This is a genomic window from Streptomyces sp. TLI_053, assembly GCF_900105395.1.
Classification (GTDB): domain Bacteria; phylum Actinomycetota; class Actinomycetes; order Streptomycetales; family Streptomycetaceae; genus Kitasatospora.
Window position 1 is genome coordinate 8,896,402 of sequence record NZ_LT629775.1, and the last position, 18,452, is coordinate 8,914,853.

Genomic DNA, 18,452 nt, shown 5'->3' on the forward strand with positions numbered 1-18,452 from the left:
CCACCGATGACCGACACACCTACGCCGGACGTGCTGGAGAAAGCCGTTCTGGCCGCCCTCGCCGGAACACCGCTGCCCACCGCGGCCGCCTTGGCTGTCCTGCCCCTCGACGCGATGGTGCACGCCTTGGACCTGTACCGGACGGCCGGACTCGCCGCTCTCACCGACTACACCGCCGAGTACGGCACCTGGGTCCAGGTGTACGTCCACCCGGCCTCCTGGCCGCACGCCGAACAGGTCCTCGCCACCCACCTCGGCCCGTACCTGTACCAGGCCGAGAACAGCAGCGCCGTCAAAGCCTGGTGGTACGTCCGTAAGCACCCCTGCTGGCGCATCCGCCTCCACCCCGGCCTGGCCACCACCACCGAGGCCCTGCGGGAGGAGGTCGGCCGCCGACTCGACGCCCTCCGGCGCGCGGGCGTCATCACCGCCTGGTGGCCCGGCATCTACGAACCCGAGACCGCCGCCCTCGGCGGCCCGGCCGGCATCGCCACCGCTCACGCCCTGTTCCACGCCGACAGCCGCGCCGTCCTGATCGCCGCCCACAGGGGTTGGTCGGTGCTCGGCCGCCCGGAGCTCTCCGTGCTGCTGTCCAGCCACCTGCTCCGCGCCGCCGGCCAGGAATGGAGCGAGCAGGGAGACGTCTGGCACCGCGTAGCCCGGATGCGCCCCGGCCCGCCAGACCGACCGGCGGCCGGTGACCGGCTGGTCGGGCAGATCGGACACCTTCTGGCGGCCGACACAGCGGCCCTCACCGCCCCTGGCGGCCGCCTGGAACACACAGGCACCTGGGCCTCCGCCTTCCACATCGCTGGCCAGACCCTCGCCACCGCCGCGCACCGAGGCGAACTGACCCGCGGCCTGCGCGCCCTCCTCGCCCACCTGGTGGTTTTTCACTGGAACCGCCTCGGTATTCCCGCCCCCGTCCAGGCAGCCCTCGCCCGAGCGGCCCGCGACCACGTCCTCGGCCGGTAGAACGCTGCCCCCTGACCCGCGATAGCACTCCCACCATGCCGCCCCGAACACTGGCGGCCGACCACTGTGCCCTACGACGAACCGCAGCGAGCCGATGAACACCCACAAGAGCACGAACACGCCCGAGGCGACCGCCGACCCGGCCCCGCGCAAGCGACCCGTTCGCCTGACGCGCCGCCAACTGGACGTCCTTCGTATGGCAGGCCGAGGCGAGACCACCGAGCAGATCGCCAGAGCCCTGGACCTGACGATGCCCGGCGTCGCCGAACGCGTGAAACGCTTGCGCTTCAACCTCGGCGCCGTCAACCGTATCCACGCCTTCGCCCTCGCGTGGAACACCGAACCGTCGCTGCGCACCGCCCCGTCGGGCAAGGCCCCCGACCTCACCGACCGCGAGGTTCTCGTGGTGCGGATCTGGTCGGCCGGCGGCACCCGTAAGGACGTCGAACGTCTCCTGCACATCACTACGGACGCTGCGAAGGCCCTTGAGACCCAGGTGCTTCGGGCGACCTCCGCGCCCAAGGCGGTGGTGGCCGTGCACACCGGCCTGGAACACCGGCTGATCTCCGGAACCGATACCCTCGCCAGCCTCGCAGCAGAGATACCGCAGTCTCCGTCGGAGGCAGAGTCCACAGGTGACCGGCCCGCAGGCCCGGGCGCCCGACCGGCGCGCGCGAGCATCCCCTCCGCCGCGCCCACCGGCCACCTCGCGAACCAACTGCGAACCACCAACGGTCTGATCGTCCACCTCGACACGATGGCCGACATGCCGCCGCCGACGTCGCTGGCCGAGATCCTCAACGGTACGCTTGCCGTCCAACGAGCCCCGCACGTCGTCGGCCGTCTGGTCCACCAGGCGCTCGCGCGCGGAATCCCCTGCGCCCTGGTCATCCCCCCGACCGCCACCGACCCGGCCAGGACGGCCGAGGCCGCCGGACTCGGCTCAGCCTGGTCCGCGGCGTGCCACCAGACAGCGGAAGACGGCACCACCGCCTACGCGAAGGTCGCACTCGACCTGGGCCTCCAACCCGACACGTGCGTGGTCGTCTGTACAGCCGGAGAAGCCCGCCACGCGCTGGAGGCCGGGCCCCAGAAGCTGCTGGTCACCACCGAGAAGTCCGCGCTCGTGCGGGCGGCCGAGCCGCCGTTGACCTGGCGGGAACGGCAGATCGCGGAGCAGTGCGCCCTCGGTCGCACAGACGAGCAGATCGGAGCCGAGCTCAAGGTCAGCCAGTTCGTGGTGTCCAACGACCTCGCTTCCATGCGCAGGAAGTTCGGCGTCCGCGACCGCGTCCAGGTCGTCGCCCACGCCATCCGATCCGGCCTTGTCGACACCGCGGGGCTCCACGAGACCGTGCCGAACGAGATCGGACTGCTGGACGACGCCGAACGCGCAGTCCTCCAACTGGTCGCCACCCGAGCCCTGGACGCTGCTGGAGCTCGCGAAATCGGCCTCACCTACCGCGAAGCCCGCAATGCCCACCTGCGCGCCGTGAAGAAGCTCTCCCCGCAGAACAGCCGCACTCACGCCATGACCGTGGCGCTGCTCTCTGGAGCGCTCGACGATTCCAGGCTCGCACCGAAGGGCGCAGTGTCGTTGTGAGGGGGCGAACGGCGGGAGCACACCCGATCATCTCGGCGGAGACCCACACGGGCCCGCAGACACCAACCACTTCGTCGCTGCACCTGACCGCTCGACATCACCCCGGTCTTCCGTGAGATGGGCCCGCGTGGAGAGAACGCCCAATCTGCCGGGCCGACGGAGATGCTCACGGACAACTGGCAAGATGTCGACCAGCAGACTCGTTGCGGCAAGGCGAAAAGAGGTCGCCGAAGAGCGATGTTCCCCGCCTGAGGCAGGGACCGTGAGCCGTACCGACTACTTCGACGACCCTGGCGCCCCGAAGGCCCAGCGGGTGGTTCCCGCTGTCACCGCCTTCGTGGTGAACGACCGCGGCGAACTCCTGCTTGAGCGGCGCTCCGACAACGGCCGTTGGGGCATGCCGGGGGTGTTCTCGAGATCGGGGAGAACCTGTCCGGCGCAGTTGCGTGCGAGGTGCGGGAGGAGACGGGGATCCGGGTCGAGGTCACCTGTCTCGTCGGTACCTGCAGCGACCCGGGCCACGTGATCGAGTTCTCCGACGGAGAGGTTCGGCAGGAGTTCTCCCTGTGCTTCCGAGCGTGGCCGGTCGCAGGTGAGCTGAGCGCTAGCTCCGAGTCCTTCGAGGTCCGGTGGGTGCCGTGTGAGGAATTGGAGGTCCTGGCCATTGCCCCGACCACCCGGCTGCGGCTTGCCCATGGACTCCGGAGCGAGTGCCAGAAAAGAGGATCGAAAGAGCGGCTTTCCGTGCACCCGGCTGCGAGCGAGGCTGGCCGGGTCGGCGTGCCAAGGGTGAACGTTCGAGTGTCGTGCCGGTGATCTGGGGTCAGCGGGCGAGGGCGATGACCGGGTCGTCGCACCCGGCCGCGATCCGCTGGATCGCAGCCCGCTCGGCCGCGTCCGCAGTGCGGTTCCAGCGAGTATCCACAGTGATTCGGCCGGCGGTGTACCGGCACCATCGCTCGGAGGAGGCAGGGGCCTGAGCTCTGCCTCCTCCGACCTTCGCATTTTAATGGGGGTTCATCGGCCGGTACTGTCTGGGAATACCCCTGTAGGGCTGCTGGACGCAGGCTGGAAAACGTCTCGACCTGATGGCAATAATCGCGGCCTGAGTACGGTTTGCGGCGCCCAGCTTGGTCAATACCGCGCTCACGTACTCCTTGACGGTGCCAACTTCCAGGCTGAGCAGATTTGCTATTCTCTCATTGCCGAGGCCTTCTCCGATCAGGACCAGGACATCGATTTCCCTTGGAGTTAGGGTGTCGAAGTTTGGAACGGTGCGTCGAGGTAGGAATGGGCGGCTGAGATGATCCTCCAGTGCGTTCCATGTGGTGGCGGGCCAGAAGACCATTCCGCCGGCGGAAAGTGTGCGGACGGAGTTGATCAGATTCCTGGTCGTGATCGCTCGGGAAAGAATTCCGGTGGCGCCGGCCTGCAATGCTCTGTGGTGATGCTCTACAATTGTGCAGCCCGTGATGAACGCTACGGGGATCGGATTATCGGGAAAGTTGAATTTCTCGATGAAAGAAAAATAATCAGCGCATTTTTCACTTTCGGACACGTAGCAGATGGTCACCTGGGGGCGTTGGTTTGCCGTGTGTGTGGCGAGCTCGGCTCTGGGGATGACGCTGAAGCAGTCGAGATCTGGGGCGGAATTGATGGCTGCTCGAAGGCATTCTCTCGTGAGGGGCGATTCGGCTGAGGCTAGGACCCGTATGGGCATGGGATGTTCTCCTGGTTCTTTCTCCGGGTTTTCCTGTTCGCTTCCTGTCCGGACTTGTGATGCCGCAGAAGATTGGCAGGCCTGGGCTCAAAATGACTGGCGGCCTCTGTCTCGGCGTGTCTTCGGGGGGTGCTTGAGGGGCTGTGGATCGAAATTTTGTAGCTCACCCTGGCCTCCTAATGGAATCCTCGTGCCGTGCAGGCGGGCGACCTGATGGAAGTTCTTGATTTCAGATGATATTTGGCCGAGTGGCTCTAGAGTTATCGCCGCAAGAGGGGAGAATTGCGCAGTGCGTGACCATTCTGTCTGCCTGCCGCTGCTGGTTGCAGATTTGATGACCAAGACTTCCTGGAGCTCAGGTGAAGAATATTTTTTCAAGTGTGGTAGTCCTGCCGCCGGAGAGCATTCGGCGGTGCTGGTCCGCGTCTACGACAGGGTGCACCCGCAGTGGCCGCCTGGGATGGTGGCAGTGGAGCTGCTGTGTGAGTCGCTCTATTCCTCGTCGTTGACGGATGCTCAGTGGTTGCTGATCGAGCTGCTCTTGCCAGTGCGGGATTGTGTCGGGGCGGGAGAGGCGGAGCAACTGCGGTCCTGCCCCGCACTCCCGCCCGGTGTTGCGCACTGCCCCAGCCGCTCCCCGTGCCGCACGGTGTAGCGGTCGGGGCTCCCGTGACCTGCTGCGACATTGACCAGGACCGGCTATTCGGCCTGTGCAGCACCGGCTCTGAACTCGCCGCCGCAGTCCTCGTCCACATGGTTTCCGAGGCCGGACCGTCGGCGGGCGCCCGGGCGGCTACTCGCTCTTGATCGTGCCCAGGATGTCCGTCCGGGCGGCTCGGCGGGCCGGCCAGAGGGCGGCCAGCAGGCCGATCTCCGCGGCGGCGACCAGGAGGAGTCCGGTCTGCACCGGTGGCACCACCAGGGTGATGTTCTTGAGCGCGCCCGAGATGGTCCGGACGGCGGCCCAGGCCGTGACGATGCCGAGCAGCACGCCGACCACACCGCCGAACAGCGCGATCATCAGCGACTCCAGCCGGACCATCCGGCCGATGCCGCGCCGGTCCAGGCCGATCGCCCGCAGCATGCCGATCTCCCGGCGGCGCTCGAACACCGACATCGCCATGGTGTTGACCACGCCGAGGATCGCGACGATCACGGACATGCCGAGCAGCCCGTACATGACGTTCAGGACGGCGGTGACGTTCCGGCTGTTCTCCGCCTTGATGTCCTTCTCGCCCTTGACGGTGATCAGCGGGTTGCCCCCGCTGGCGTCGCGCAGGGCCTGCTTGAGCGCGGGGGTGGCGCCGTCGGCGCCCTTGACCAGCACCTTCTGCAGACCGGACCAGGGGGCGGCGTGCGGGCCGACCACGTGCTCCGGGGCGATCAGCCCGTCGACCCCGCTGGTGCCCTCGACCAGGGCGCCGACGGTCAGGCTGCCGCGGCTGCGGTCGGGGTAGGTGACGTCCAGCGTGGAGCCGAGCTCCAGGTGGTTGCGGTCGGCGTAACCGGTGGTGGCGATCAGCTTGCCCTGCTTCAGCGCGTCGGCCGAGCCGGCGGTGACCTTGAGCTCCACCAGCCGGTCGTAGGTCGCGCCGTCCACGGCGGTGAGCAGCGAGCGGTCGTCGGGGTCGGCACCGGACCGTACCTTCACCGTGCGCTCGGCGCTCGTCGCGGTGACCCCGGGGATCTTGGCGATCTCGGCGGCGACCTCGGGGGAGAGCATCGAGTAGTTGGACATCGCGACGGCGTAGTCGGCCTTGAGGTCGGCCGCGAAGGCTTCGTCGGACGCCTTGTTCACCGAGGCGCCGACCACCGTCAGGGTGGTGATCAGGGTGACGCCGATGGTGAGCGCGGAGGCGGTGGCGGCGGTGCGGCGCGGGTTGCGCACGGCGTTCTCGCGGGCCAGCTTGCCGGGCGTGCCGTACAGCCGGTGCAGCAGCGGGGCGAACAGCGCGATCACCGGGCGGGAGAGCAGCGGGGTGAGCACGAAGACGCCGATCATCAGCGCGGCGGAGGCCAGGCCCACCAGGTTGACCGACCTGGCGGCCGCGCCGGCGACCAGGCCGGCCGCGCCGGCGGCGGCGAACAGCAGGCCGATGATGTTGCGCACCAGCAGCGACTTCTGGGTGGCGGGCTGCTCGCCGGAGCTCATCGCGGCGACCGGGGCGATCCGGGCGGCGCGCAGCGAGGGCAGCAGGGCGGCCAGCACGGTCACCACGGCGCCGACGGCGAGCGAGCCGATCACCGTGCCCGGGGCGACCACCAGCGGGCCGTCCGGCAGGTTGGCCTCCCAGGGGCCGTTGAGCAGGGCCTGCAGTCCGGAGGCGATGCCGATGCCGGCGATCAGGCCGCCGGCCGAGGCGCTGAGGCCGACCAGCAGGGCCTCGGCCAGGACGGACAGGGTGATCTGCTTGCGGCTGGCGCCGACGGCGCGGAGCAGGGCGAGCTCCTTGGTGCGCTGGGCGATCAGCATGGTGAAGGTGTTGGCGATGATGAAGATGCCGACGAAGAGCGAGATCCCGGCGAAGATCAACAGTACGTTGGACATGCTGCTGCTGGCCTTGTCGATCTTCTGCTCCTGCTCGGCGGCCAGGTCGCGGCCGGTGCGTGCCTCGAGGTTGTCGGCCGGGTTGAGCACCTGTTTGACGGCGGCGAGCAGGGCGGTGTCCTCGGTGCCGGGCCTGCCCTTGACGTCGATCTCGGAGTACTGGCCGGGGGAGAGGTAGAGCTGCTGGGCGGTGGCGGTGTCGAAGGCGGCGAGCGAGCCGCCGGCGCGGATCCGGGGGTCGTTGGTGTTGAGGGTGCCGGTGAGCTTCAGTTCCATGACCGGGCCGTTGACGGCGACGCGGACGGTGTCGCCGACCTTGAAGCCGCCCTTCTCGGCGGTCCTGGCGTCCAGCGCGATCTCACCGGCGGCGCGCGGGCCCCGGCCGTCGACCAGCGGGTAGCGCGGGTCGTTGCCGTCCGGGCCGGGGACGTAGTTGGTGCCGGTGGTGGAGAAGCCGTCGCCGATCAGCGCGCCCTTGTGGTCGGCGATGCCGGCGAAGCCGCTGACCACGCCGCGCGCCGCGGCGGTGCCGGGCAGCGCCGCGACGGCTTTGCGGGTGTCCTCGGTAAGAGTTGAGCCAGCGCGGACCTTGCTTCCGCCAGGGTCGTAGCGGTTGGCCGAGGCTCCGTTGTCACTGAGGGTGACGGCGATGTCGGTGTAGCTCTTGGCGCTCTGGGAACGCCATGCCGCGGCCAGGGTGTCGGTGAAGACGAGGGTGCCGGCCACGAAGGCGGTGCCGAGGAGGACGGCGAGCGTCGTCATCAGCAGTCGGGCCTTGTGGGCCAGCACGTTGCGCAGTGCGGTGCGATACATGGGGTTTCCTGGGTCCTGGGGTCTGCGGAGGGACGGGCGGCGGCGCGTGGTGCGTCAGCTGGTGCGGCCCTTGGCGTCGAAGCGGCGCATGCGGTCCAGGACGGTGTCGGGGGTGGGGTTGGTGAGTTCGTCGACGATGCGGCCGTCGGCGAGGAAGACGACGCGGTTGGAATAGGCGGCGGCGACGGGGTCGTGGGTGACCATGACGACGGTCTGGCCGAGTTCGCGGACGGAGTTGCGCAGGAAGGAGAGGATCTCGGCGCCGGAGCGGGAGTCGAGGTTGCCGGTGGGTTCGTCGGCGAAGACGATGTGGGGCTTGCCGGCGAGGGCGCGGGCGCAGGCGACGCGTTGCTGCTGGCCGCCGGAGAGCTGGCTGGGGCGGTGGGAGAGGCGGCCGGAGAGTCCGACGGTCTCGACGACGCGGTCGAGCCACTGCTTGTCGGCCTTGCGGCCGGCGATGTCCATGGGGAGGGTGATGTTCTCGAGGGCGGTGAGGGTGGGGAGGAGGTTGAAGGCCTGGAAGACGAAGCCGATGTGGTCGCGGCGCAGCTGGGTGAGCTGCTTGTCCTTGAGGCCGACGAGTTCGGTGTCGCCGATGGTGGAGGAGCCGGAGCTGACGGTGTCGAGGCCGGCCATGCAGTGCATGAGGGTGGACTTGCCGGAGCCGGAGGGGCCCATGATCGCGGTGAACTCGCCCTGGGGGAAGGTGACGCTGACGTTGTCGAGGGCGACCACGCGGGTCTCGCCCTCCCCGTAGACCTTGTTCAGGCCGGTGGCGCGGGCAGCCGCCGGGTCGTTACGGACGGCGGTTTCGTGAAACGTCACATGAACTCCTGTAGGCAGGGCGTGAGGGATGAGGACACGCAAACAGACGATCAACTTTCAGTTCATTGTCGTAATCCGTTTTTCCCCGGGACATACCTCTCGGGAATGGTCTGCCCTCACTTTTGCGACGGCCGGGGCACGCTCCGCTCCTCCTGAGGTAGGACCCTTCCCTTAGGCCCAAAGTCCCTGATCGGCCCGACTGATATGACCTCACGAAGCCGTCGAAGGCTGTCGTCGGACTTGCCGTACCGTCTACGCCGCACACGATGAGAGAGCCTGGACTATTCGTGCAAGCGCCCCACCGGCATCACAGAGAGCGACGGCATCATGGAAGGCCGAGTCAGAATCACAGCTCGTGGCTCAAGCCGCTCTCGGGTGAACGCACTGCATTCCGGGTTCGGGGTGCTGGCACTCTTCTAAGAGGTCAGCTCGATGGCATGGAGCCTGCTTGCCGCTGTACCAGGTGATGAGGCGCGGGCGGACGGGTGGCAAGCAGTGCGCCGCCGGCGTGCGGAGGCAGCACGGTCTTCATGTTGGTGATCCGCCGGGCGCCCAGCGGCGAACCGAGATGGATGGGTGCCTGGAGTCGACTGGCCGCGCGGGTCGCAACGACACCGCGAAAAGCTGACGGCAGGCCGTGCGCGACCAGCTTGGGATTCGCGCCGCCACTTCGGCGAAGCCGACAATTGGCGCGTCTGGGTCGGGGACTTGGCGGGCACGGCCGATCAGTAGTGACCTCCGGCGCACACGGACCGGCCCTGGGGCCCCGCACGGCCGGGGATGCGGCGGGTCCCAGGGCCGGTCCGTGCACCGTTCCCCCACCCGGAGACAATCTGGCATCGGGAACGGCGGCCCTCGCCGCCGAGCGGTCTGCCGTCCTGGCGAGGTGTGACCATCTTCTCCGGCCGCCGCCCCGACCGGGGTGCTCATGCGCGAGAAATAGCGCGGCTCAGCCCACGATCCGCTGTCGTTGGACAGAGGTACTTCGGGATGGCGGCCGCCACGCGCTCGGCGGCCTCCAGGAGCGGCCTTCTGCGGGGCGGTCGAGGAGGGGGCCGGGCGACGTTGGAGCGCGGACTCAAGAGCGGCGGTCAGGGCGCGGAATTGGCGCAGCGCGGCGATGGCGTAGACGGCCTACTGTGCGGAGCAGCTTGTGGTGGCGGGGGATCCTCGTGGCGATGACGGCCGGGGCGGTGGTGGAGCGGTCGAGCTCGACCATCAGCATCGGAACCTGATCTCTGGCGCCTGCCACACGCTGGCCGGGCGCGGTGCCGCCGAGGGCGAACGCGGCGTTCGTCTCGTTGACGGCCATCGCGTGCGGGGCGCCGGAGTGGCTGGCGCCCCGGGCGGTTGGGCTCCTCTCCGAACGGACTGTCCCGAGCACCGCGGCCGCCTCCAACCCTGCTGTGCCCTTCAGGCGCCACGTCTTGCGCCGGTCCCGGGTGTTGCCGACGGAGGCGACCGGGCCGTGCAGCGTGAGGTCGCCGAGCGCCTGCCGAACCGCCTTGTTCGACACCGCCCGGAGCGCAGCAGGCCCTTGGGCTGTCTGGCGGTGGAGGACTTCAGGACGCCGAGTGCGCCGAGGATGTCGGAGCGCAGGGCGGCGGTCGAGCCGTTGGGGTTGGCGCCGCCGCCGGTAGGCGGGTCGTCCTGACGAGGAAGGCGTCGGATGACTGAGCGCCAGTTCCCTTTGGCCTCAGCCAGCGGGGTTGGAATCAGTGACACGTAGCCAGGCCTGAAATCTCCTAATAGGCTTTCCAAGCGAGTTTCAACCCACTCCGAACAAGCTCGCCAGAAGGCGGAAGAATAGAGTCGAGACTCTTTCGGTTGGACTTCCGGCAGTCATGGTATTGGGCGATTCAACGTCGTTCGCCCATGTGGTCGATGCCATTCGGGAGTACAACTCCATCAACTGTCGCTGTGGTGACTAGAACGGCGAAAAGCAGAAGCGCCGGGAGGATCTCGCCAACATGCTGATGTCTGAGATCGTCAAGGATTTCCTGATCGATGCAGGGGTCGGCGGTGCAGGAGTACTGAGCTTTCTTGTCTGATCAACCACGAAGACACCCGTGCAAAAACGGGTAATTGTATTCTGGGTATTCCTGATCGTGGCCAACAGGATGTTCGACTCATATTGTCAGGCTCATTGGTCCCTTTCGGCCTGCTCCTCCGTCGGTTTGCTGGCCATCCGCCGCCGGCGGGGCCACCGCGCACTCGTCCAGCTTCTCCGCCGCCGGGACGGCGACGTGGCCATGCCCGAACAGGACCACAGGCATCCAGAACCTCGCTGCGGCGTGATGCACCCGGCTGCTTCACTCGAATATCCGACCGAACGAACAGGAACCGACCATGCGACGCTCACAATTCCTCCCCGCGACCGCCCTCGTTCCGGCCGTCGCGCGTTCGTCCCCTCAGTCAGCTGCACCGGTCGTCCGGGCCTCCAATAGTGCTGGTGTCCGGCGAGTGGCTGCCGGATCCGACCTGATGGCCCTGGTTCGGACATCCGCGTCCTCGTCTCCACTCACGAGGTCGGCGGGTCCTCGACTCCGACCCGATCCGGGGCAGCGTCCCATGATCGCCGCCGTCATCACCCCGGTGCCGAAACGCCAGCAGCAGGCCGCGCGCCGGTACCTGGCGGCCGGCCAAAGAACGGACGCGCTGGAGGCGTTGCGCGCGGAGTCCGACCTGCCCATCGCTCACGCTCCCGCTGCGCTGGCAGTTCTGGCGAGGCGCGCTCTTCCTATGACCCCCAAGGGCGCCGCTGCGGTGCTCGCCAACGAAGCACCCGCGCTCCAGTACGCACTCCGCAGTCTGCTGGGAGCAGGACGGCGACGCGACGCGCTGCTTCTCCTGCGGAGGACCACCGGGGTTGGCGTCGTCACCGCGCGGCGGATCGTGGCAGAGCTCACCCAAGCCTCCTCCTAGACCCGGTTGCGGGAGGGGGCCGCCCGCAACGACGGCCCCGTCGCTGCCGAGTACCGGCCACGATTGCCGCCCCACGGTCCAGCCGGATCTTCACCGGGCAACCGCCCACGGGAACCCACCCCCACGGCGGCAGCAGGAGGCCCGGTTGTTTGCGACCGTTCCTCACTCTGGTCCCATCCTCGCCGTCTCGGTGGCCGGCGGCCTCACTGTCGTCACCAGCGCCTGCCCGGACAACCGGGTGTGGGTCGGCATCCAGTACACCGGCATCGACGAGTGGTTCACCCTAATCAACGCCCCTCTGTCCCTGCCCGACGGCTGCGCCGCCGCCGAGTAGCACGAGCGCATCGTCGCTGCCGTCGGTGGGGACGGCGAATCCGTCGCCCCCACAGTGGACAGGCCCGGGCAGTAGCCGCGCCGCTGCCCCCGGCGGGACGGTCGGGGACAGCCGTAGGGACCCGGTGGGCGCCGCCCTGCTGCGGGGCGGCGCCCACCACCGTTGCGTGACTCGATCCCCCCTGGCGGGCCGGGGACGGCCGGCCCTTCTTCAGATGCGAAGTGGCGGTACGGGAGCGAGCCCGGTTTCCTCGCTCCCGGCTTCCTCGGGGACCTGGTGCTCCTGGTCGTCCACGCGACCGACCCCGATCCGGATCTGCCCGGCGAACCGCGGGGGCGACGGTCTGCGGCCTCGAGACCGTCGGCGCGGCCGTCGACCCCTGGCGGTGAGCCGAGCCGGGCCGGCTCTGGTACCCGCCCGACCTCGCCCACCACATCTGCCCACGCCACGACCGAGCTGTGTGCGGGATCACGTCCAGCAGGGGCAGTAGTTGGGTGACGACCGGCACCAGCCGGTCGTGGTGGGTCACCGGGGTGAACCGGGCGGCCCGATCGGCCGGCTTGGGTCCAACAGCCAGGCCGTCGTCCAGTACGCCAGGTGCCCGGTGGCGGTCGTCCCAGTGTGAGCAGGGCCGCACATCGAGGGCGAAGGGCTGCCCGGCCGCAGCCGACTCCGGCAGACCGGTGTGCCGGCCGTCGCCGTCCGGGACACCGGTCCCGTCCCCGGAGCGGGCATCGGGTGTCAGCGGTGCAGGGGCGGTTCAGACGGCATACAGGCCGTGCGCGGAGAAGACCGCGCGGGCCGCAGTGAGCTGCCCGGAGGTCGGCACGGGGGTGTCGGCGAGCGGGAAGTCCAGGCCTCGGGCGCGCCACTTGGCCGCGCCGAGCCTGCGGAACGGCAGCACGTCGACCCAGGTGACGTTGCCGAGGGAGGCCGAGAGGGCGGCGACCCCTTCGATGTTCTCCGCCGGATCGGTGAGGCCTGGGACGTGTACGAAGCGCACTCGGACCTCGGTGCCGACGGCGGCGAGCCGGTAGGCGAATTCCAGGGTCGGGGCCGGCTCGCGCCCGGTGACCCGGCGCTGGAGCGCGCGGTCCCAGGACTTGATGTCCAGCAGGACGAGGTCCGTGTCGGAGAGCAGCGCGTCGGTGGCGCGGGCGCCGAGGTACCCGGAGGTGTCCAGGGTCGCGTGCAGGCCGAGTTCGTGCTTGAGCCGGTGCAGGAGCTCGCCGGTGAGAGCGGGCTGGAGGAGGGGCTCGCCGCCGCTGACGGTCGCGCGGCCGCCGGAGGCGTGGAGGAATCCTCTGGATCCGGCGGCTTCCCGGACGATCTCGTCCACGATGACCGGGTGGCCGTCGCGCAGGTAGCGGGTGTCGGGGTTGTGACAGTACAGGCAGCGCAGCGGGCAGCCGGCCAGGAAGGCTACGAAGCGTGTTCCCGGGCCGTCGACGCAGGTAGAGACGTCCCAGGAGTGCAGCATGCCGGCCGCCGGAGCGGGGGTGGTGGGGTCGTCGGCCATGGTGGTGCTCCTTCTCCGGGGAGCGCCGCCGGTGCCCCTCGCTCAGGGGACCGGTGGCGGGCGGGCGTGGGAGGGCTACAGCGCTTCGTCGAAGGTTCGGTTGATCGCGTCGAGCTGCTGCTCGGGGGTGAGGCGGACGAAGTTGACCGCGTAGCCGCTGACCCGGATGGTCAGCTGCGGGTGGCTCTCCGGGTGGGCCATCGCGTCGAGCACGGTCTCCCGGTTCAGGACGTTGACGTTCATGTGGAACCCGCCGACGGCCGTGTATCCGTCCAGCACGCCGACGAGGTGGTCGACACGCTCCTGGGAGGTGCGGCCCAGGGCGTCCGGGGCGACGGTACTGGTGAGCGAGATGATGTCCTCCGCTTCCGGGGAGGGGAGCTTCGCGACGGACAAGGCGCCGGCGACGAAGCCGTGCCGGTCTCGGCCGGTCATGGGATTGGCACCGGGGGAGACCGGTTCGCCGGCCCGGCGGCCGTCCGGAGTGTTGCCGGTTTGCGGCCGTAGACCACGTTGGACGCGATGGTGAGTACAGACTGGGTGTGTTCGGCACCCCGATAGGTGGGGTGTTTGCGTTTCTTGCGCATGAACTCCTCGACCAGGCGCACGGCGATGGCGTCGGCACGGTCGTCGTTGTTGCCGTAGGCCGGGTAGTCGCCCTCGACCCGGTAGTCGATGACGAGGCCGGTGGCGTCGCGGACCGGTGAGACCTTGGCGTACTTGATAGTGGAAAGCGAGTCCGCGGCCACCGCGAGACCGGCGATGCCGCAGGCCATGATGCGTAGCACGTCCCGGTCGTGCAGGCCCATCTCCAGCCGCTCGTACGCGTACTTGTCGTGCATGTAGTGGATGACGTCGAGCGCGTGGACGTACGTTCCGGCGAGCCACTCCAACTGTTCGTCGAGTCGTGCCAGCACCTCGTCGTGGTCGAGCACCTCCGAGGTGATCGCCCCGGTGGCCGGGCCGACCTGCGCGCCGGTCCGCTCGTCGCGGCCGCCGTTGATCGCGTAGAGCAGGGTCTTGGCGAGGTTGACCCGGGCACCGAAGAACTGCATCTGCTTGCCGACCGCCATCGCGGAGACGCAGCAGGCGATGGCGGTGTCGTCGCCGAAGCGGGGGCGCAGCAGCTCGTCCGACTCGTACTGCACCGACGAGGTGTCGATCGACACCCGGGCGCAGAACTTCTTGAAGCCCCGCGGGAGTCGCGGTGACCAGAGGACGGTCGTGTTCGGCTCGGGGGCGGGGCCGAGGTTGTACAGGGTTTGGAGGTAGTGGAAGGAGGTCCTGGTGACGTGGGTGCGTTCGTCCGTACCCATGCCGCCGATCGATTCGGTGACCCAGGTCGGGTCGCCGGAGAACAGCTCGTCGTACTCCGGGGTGCGGAGGAAGCGGACGATCCGCAGCTTGATGACGAAGTCGTCGATCAGTTCATGGGCCTGTCCCTCCGTCAGGCATCCTGCGTCGAGGTGGCGCTGGGGGTAGATGTCGAGGAAGGTGGAGGTGCGGCCCAGCGACATGGCCGCGCCGTTCTGCTCCTTCACGGCCGCCAGGTAGGCGAGGTACAGCCACTGGACCGCCTCCCGGCCGGTGCGGGCCGGGCCGGAGAGGTCGTGGCCATGGGCCGAGGCCATCTCCTTGAGCTCGGCGAGTGCCCGGATCTGCTCGGCGAGTTCTCCCCGCTCGCGGACGGTCTCCTTGAGCCGGCCCGGATCGGCGGGCACGGCGTCCAGTTCGGTCTTCTCGGGGAGCTTCGCGACCACCAGCCGGTCCACGCCGTAGAGGGCGACCCGGCGGTGGTCGCCGGTGATGCGACCGCGCCCGTAGGCGTCGGGCAGTCCGGTGATGGCGCCGGCCTTCCTGGCGGCACGGATCTCGGGGGTGTAGGCGTCGAAGACGCCGTCGTTGTGGGTTTTGCGGTACTGGGTGAAGACCTTCTCCAGGACCGGGTCGACCGGGTAGCCGTACGTCCTCAGCGCGCCCGCCACCATCCGCCGGCCGCCGTTGGGCATGATCGCCCGCTTCAGTGGGGCGTCGGTCTGGAGGCCGACGATCAGTTCGCGTTCGCGGTCGATGTACCCGGGAGCGTGGGCGGTGATGGTGGAGGGGACGTCGTACGCCACGTCGTGCACGCCGCGGGTCCGCTCCTCGGGGAAGCGGACCGTGACCCGCCGCCACACGGCGAGGGTGCGTTCGGTGGGGCCGCCGAGGAAGAAAGCGTCACCCACGTAGGGGGTGCGGTTGTGGGGATGAAGTCGCGGATGTCGACGGTGTCCCGCCGGCGGCCGCTCTTGAAGGTGTCCCAGGCGTGGACGGTGCGTTCCTGCTGTGAGGTGGTCATCTCCGGGTTCCTCTCAGTCCTGGTTGCCGTAGTAGGCCCGGCGCATCAGCCGCCGCATGTCGGCGAGCATCGGCATCCGGGGGTTGGCGGGAGCGCACTGGTCCTCGTAGGCGTTCATCGCCAGCTGCGGCAGGGCGGTCAGGAAGGCTTTCTCGTCCACTCCGGCCGACTTGAACGAGTTCGGGATGCCGACGCGGTCGCGCAGGTCCTCGACGGCCGCCGCGAGGGACTCGACGCCCTGGTCCGGGGTCGCGGCGGGCAGCCCCAGCATGCGGGCGATCGTCTGGTAGCGCTCGGGGGCCACGTAGTTCCGGTACTTGGGCCAGCCGGTGACCTTGGTCGGGGCGGAGCCGTTCCAGCGGATGACGTGGGGCAGCAGCAGGGCGTTCGTCCGTCCGTGGGTGATGCGGAAGGTGGCGCCCAGGGTGTGTGCCATGGCGTGGACGGCGCCGAGGAAGGCGGAGCCGAAGGCCATGCCGGCGATGGTCCCGGCGTTGTGCATCTTCTCCCGGGCCTCCGGGTCGTCCGGTGCGGCGGTCACGGCCCGTTCCAGGTGGTCGAAGATCAGCCGGATGCCCTGGAGGGCGAGGCCGTCGGTGAAGTCGTTGGCGTAGACCGAGACGTAGGTCTCGATGCAGTGGGTGAGGGCGTCGAACCCGGTGTCGGCGGTAACGTTCGCTGGGAGGCCGGTGGTGAGGGCAGGATCGACGATGGCCACGCTCGGTGTGAGCGCGTAGTCGGCAAGCGGGTACTTCTGGCCGGTGGCGGTGTCGGTGATCACGGCGAACGGCGTGACCTCGCTCCCGGTGCCCGACGTGGTGGGGACGCACACCAGTTTCGCCCTCTCGCCGAGGTCGGGGAAGGTGAAGGCGCGCTTGCGGATGTCGAAGAACTTCTCCTTCAGGTCGGCGAAGTCGACCTCCGGGTGTTCGTACATCAGCCACATGACCTTGGCCGCGTCCATCGGCGAGCCGCCGCCGAGCGCAATGATGGTGTCCGGCTGGAACTCCCGCATCAGCGCGGCGCCCTTGCGCACCGTGTCGATGCTCGGGTTGGGTTCCACGTAGTCGACGACCCGCACCTCGACGGGCTCGCGTCGCCGTTCCAGTACGGCCCGTACCCGCTCCAGGTGTCCGATCGCCACCATGGTGTGGTCGGTGACGACGACGATCCGGCGGGCGTTGGGCATGTCGGCGAGGTACTTGACGGAGCCGCGTTCGAAGTAGATCTTCGGCGGGACCTTGAACCACTGCATGTTGGTGTTGCGCCGCCCGATCTTCTTGATGTTGACGAGGTTCAGGGCCGAGACGTTCCCGGCGACCGAGTTGTGCCCGTAGCTGCCGCAGCCAAGAGTCAGCGACGGGGTGAAGGCGTTGTAGATGTCGCCGATGCCGCCCTGCGAACTCGGCGCGTTCCAGATGATCCGGCAGGCCTTTACCGCGTGGCCGAACTCCTCGGTGAACGCCGCGTCCTCGGTGTGCACGGCGGCCGAGTGACCGAGCCCGTCGAACTCGACCATGGCAGAGGCGAGTTCGACGCCCTCCTGTCGGGATCCGGCGGTCAGGACGGCGAGGACCGGGCAGAGCTTCTCCCGGGTGAGCGGTTCGGCAGGCCCGACCCGTTCGCAGTCGGCCAGGATCACCGAGGTGTCGGCCGGGACCTCGAACCCGGCGGCGGTCGCGATCTCGGCGGCGGTGCGGCCCACCGCCGCGGCGTTCAGCTTCGCGCCCGCGCAGGAGGTCCCGCCGTCCGCTCCGAACAGGTAGCGCTCCAGCAGCGCCTTCTGTTCGGCGTCGGCGTGGTGCGCCTTCAGCTTCCGGAACTCCGCGAGCGCCGCGTCGCGGATGTCCGCGTCCAGGACCACCGCCTGCTCGGAGGCGCAGATCATCCCGTTGTCGAAGGTCTTCGACAACACGATGTCGTTCACGGCCCGCCGCAGGTCCGCGGTCCGTTCGACGTACGCCGGCACGTTACCCGCCCCCACGCCGAGCGCGGGCTTGCCGCAGCTGTAGGCGGCCCGCACCATCCCGTTGCCGCCGGTGGCCAGGATCGTGGCCACACCCAGGTGGCGCATCAGGGCCTCCGTGGCCGCCATCGAGGGCTCCTCGATCCACTGGATGCAGTGGACCGGAGCGCCGGCCGCCACCGCCGCGTCCCGGACGACCCTGGCCGCCTGCGCCGAGCAGTGCCGCGCGGCGGGGTGGAAGGCGAAGACGATCGGATTGCGGGTCTTCAGCGCCAGCAGTGCCTTGAAGATCGTGGTGGAGGTCGGGTTGGTGACCGGAGTGACGCCCGCCACGACGCCGACCGGCTCGGCGATCTCCACGATGCCGTCGATCTCGTCCCGGCGGACGACGCCGACGGTCCGGGTCCGGGCCATCACATGGGTGACGTTCTCGCAGGCGAAGACGTTCTTGACGGCCTTGTCCTCGAACAGTCCCCGGCCGGTCTCCTCCACTGCGAGCAGGGCGAGCCCGGTGTGCTCGGCCAGGGCGGCGAGGGAAGCCTTCTTGACGATGTGGTCGATCTGCTCCTGGGTGAAGGAGCCGTACTCCTCAAGTGCCTTGAGGGCTGCGGTGACCAGGCGGTCGACGGCTGGGGCGGGAGCGGGAAGCACGCCCTCGGGTGACGTGCTCGCCTCGTGCTCAGGGCGGGAGGTCATGCTGGACTGCCTTTCCGGTCATCGTTCGACTACGGGCGCCGACGGTGTCGCTTGCGCCTTCGGTTCCAGGGTTTCTCGTGCGGGCGCCGCGGGGGATTCGGCCAATGGGACCTTCTCGCCGTCCGAAGGCCCCTACCGCGAGAGGAGTTGTCCGATGTCCTGTGTGGGGATCAGCTGTGCGGTACCACGG

At 69.0% G+C, this 18,452-nt stretch carries 11 protein-coding genes and 2 pseudogenes; 6 read left to right on the forward strand and 7 right to left on the reverse strand.

The genetic code is table 11. The features are described 5' to 3' along the window. Positions 1-6: 6 nt before the first annotated feature. The 3 genes and pseudogenes from BLU95_RS37005 to BLU95_RS37015 all read left to right on the forward strand — a co-directional run. Positions 7-975 carry a thiopeptide-type bacteriocin biosynthesis protein gene (locus BLU95_RS37005; RefSeq protein WP_093863848.1) on the forward strand — a complete coding sequence of 323 codons (969 nt, stop codon included), beginning with the start codon at positions 7-9 and terminating at the stop codon, positions 973-975. Positions 976-1,069: 94 nt separating this feature from the next. Further along, entirely contained in the window at positions 1,070-2,578 is a 1,509-nt protein-coding gene (locus tag BLU95_RS37010; protein ID WP_093863849.1) for a helix-turn-helix domain-containing protein, read from the forward strand. Positions 2,579-2,840: 262 nt separating this feature from the next. Continuing rightward, a pseudogene (locus tag BLU95_RS37015) lies at positions 2,841-3,280 on the forward strand (NUDIX domain-containing protein); the annotation flags it as partial. Between the two features lie 304 nt (positions 3,281-3,584). Here BLU95_RS37015 and BLU95_RS37020 read toward each other — a convergent pair. The 4 genes from BLU95_RS37020 to BLU95_RS37040 all read right to left on the reverse strand — a co-directional run bounded on the left by BLU95_RS37020 (position 3,585) and on the right by BLU95_RS37040 (position 10,000). Next, positions 3,585-4,136: a helix-turn-helix transcriptional regulator gene (locus tag BLU95_RS37020; RefSeq protein ID WP_159425163.1), complete on the reverse strand. Its 552-nt coding sequence runs from the start codon at positions 4,134-4,136 to the stop codon at positions 3,585-3,587. 955 nt (positions 4,137-5,091) lie between these two features. Continuing rightward, on the reverse strand, positions 5,092-7,659 hold the full coding sequence (locus tag BLU95_RS37030; protein WP_093863852.1) for an ABC transporter permease: 2,568 nt from the start codon (positions 7,657-7,659) through the stop codon (positions 5,092-5,094). Between the two features lie 54 nt (positions 7,660-7,713). Next, positions 7,714-8,484, reverse strand: a complete 771-nt coding sequence (locus tag BLU95_RS37035; protein WP_093863853.1) for an ABC transporter ATP-binding protein — start codon at positions 8,482-8,484, stop codon at positions 7,714-7,716. A gap of 1,078 nt (positions 8,485-9,562) precedes the next feature. Then, the gene (locus BLU95_RS37040; RefSeq protein ID WP_093863854.1) at positions 9,563-10,000 is read right to left on the reverse strand and encodes a hypothetical protein; all 438 of its coding nucleotides are present in this window, start codon (positions 9,998-10,000) and stop codon (positions 9,563-9,565) included. 1,055 nt (positions 10,001-11,055) lie between these two features. On the opposite strand from BLU95_RS37040, the gene BLU95_RS37045 reads away from it, so the two are divergent. From BLU95_RS37045 to BLU95_RS37055, 3 genes are all read left to right on the forward strand, one after another. Beyond that, positions 11,056-11,409, forward strand: a complete 354-nt coding sequence (locus tag BLU95_RS37045; protein WP_093863855.1) for a hypothetical protein — start codon at positions 11,056-11,058, stop codon at positions 11,407-11,409. Positions 11,410-11,554: 145 nt separating this feature from the next. Continuing rightward, positions 11,555-11,743, forward strand: a complete 189-nt coding sequence (locus BLU95_RS37050; RefSeq protein ID WP_093863856.1) for a hypothetical protein — start codon at positions 11,555-11,557, stop codon at positions 11,741-11,743. Between the two features lie 520 nt (positions 11,744-12,263). Next, a complete protein-coding gene (locus BLU95_RS37055) occupies positions 12,264-12,368 on the forward strand; it encodes a universal stress protein (protein ID WP_231978929.1) in 105 nt (34 codons plus the stop codon). A 135-nt stretch (positions 12,369-12,503) separates the two neighbouring features. Here the strand turns inward: BLU95_RS37055 and pflA are convergent, their stop codons facing one another. From pflA to adhE, 3 genes and pseudogenes are all read right to left on the reverse strand, one after another. After that, positions 12,504-13,262 (reverse strand): pyruvate formate-lyase-activating protein, encoded by a 759-nt coding sequence (pflA, locus tag BLU95_RS37060; RefSeq protein WP_093863858.1) that lies wholly within the window; start codon positions 13,260-13,262, stop codon positions 12,504-12,506. Positions 13,263-13,337: 75 nt separating this feature from the next. Further along, a pseudogene (gene pflB / locus BLU95_RS37065) lies at positions 13,338-15,600 on the reverse strand (formate C-acetyltransferase). A 13-nt stretch (positions 15,601-15,613) separates the two neighbouring features. Further along, a complete protein-coding gene (adhE, locus tag BLU95_RS37070) occupies positions 15,614-18,262 on the reverse strand; it encodes a bifunctional acetaldehyde-CoA/alcohol dehydrogenase (protein WP_093863859.1) in 2,649 nt (882 codons plus the stop codon). Positions 18,263-18,452 lie beyond the last annotated feature (190 nt).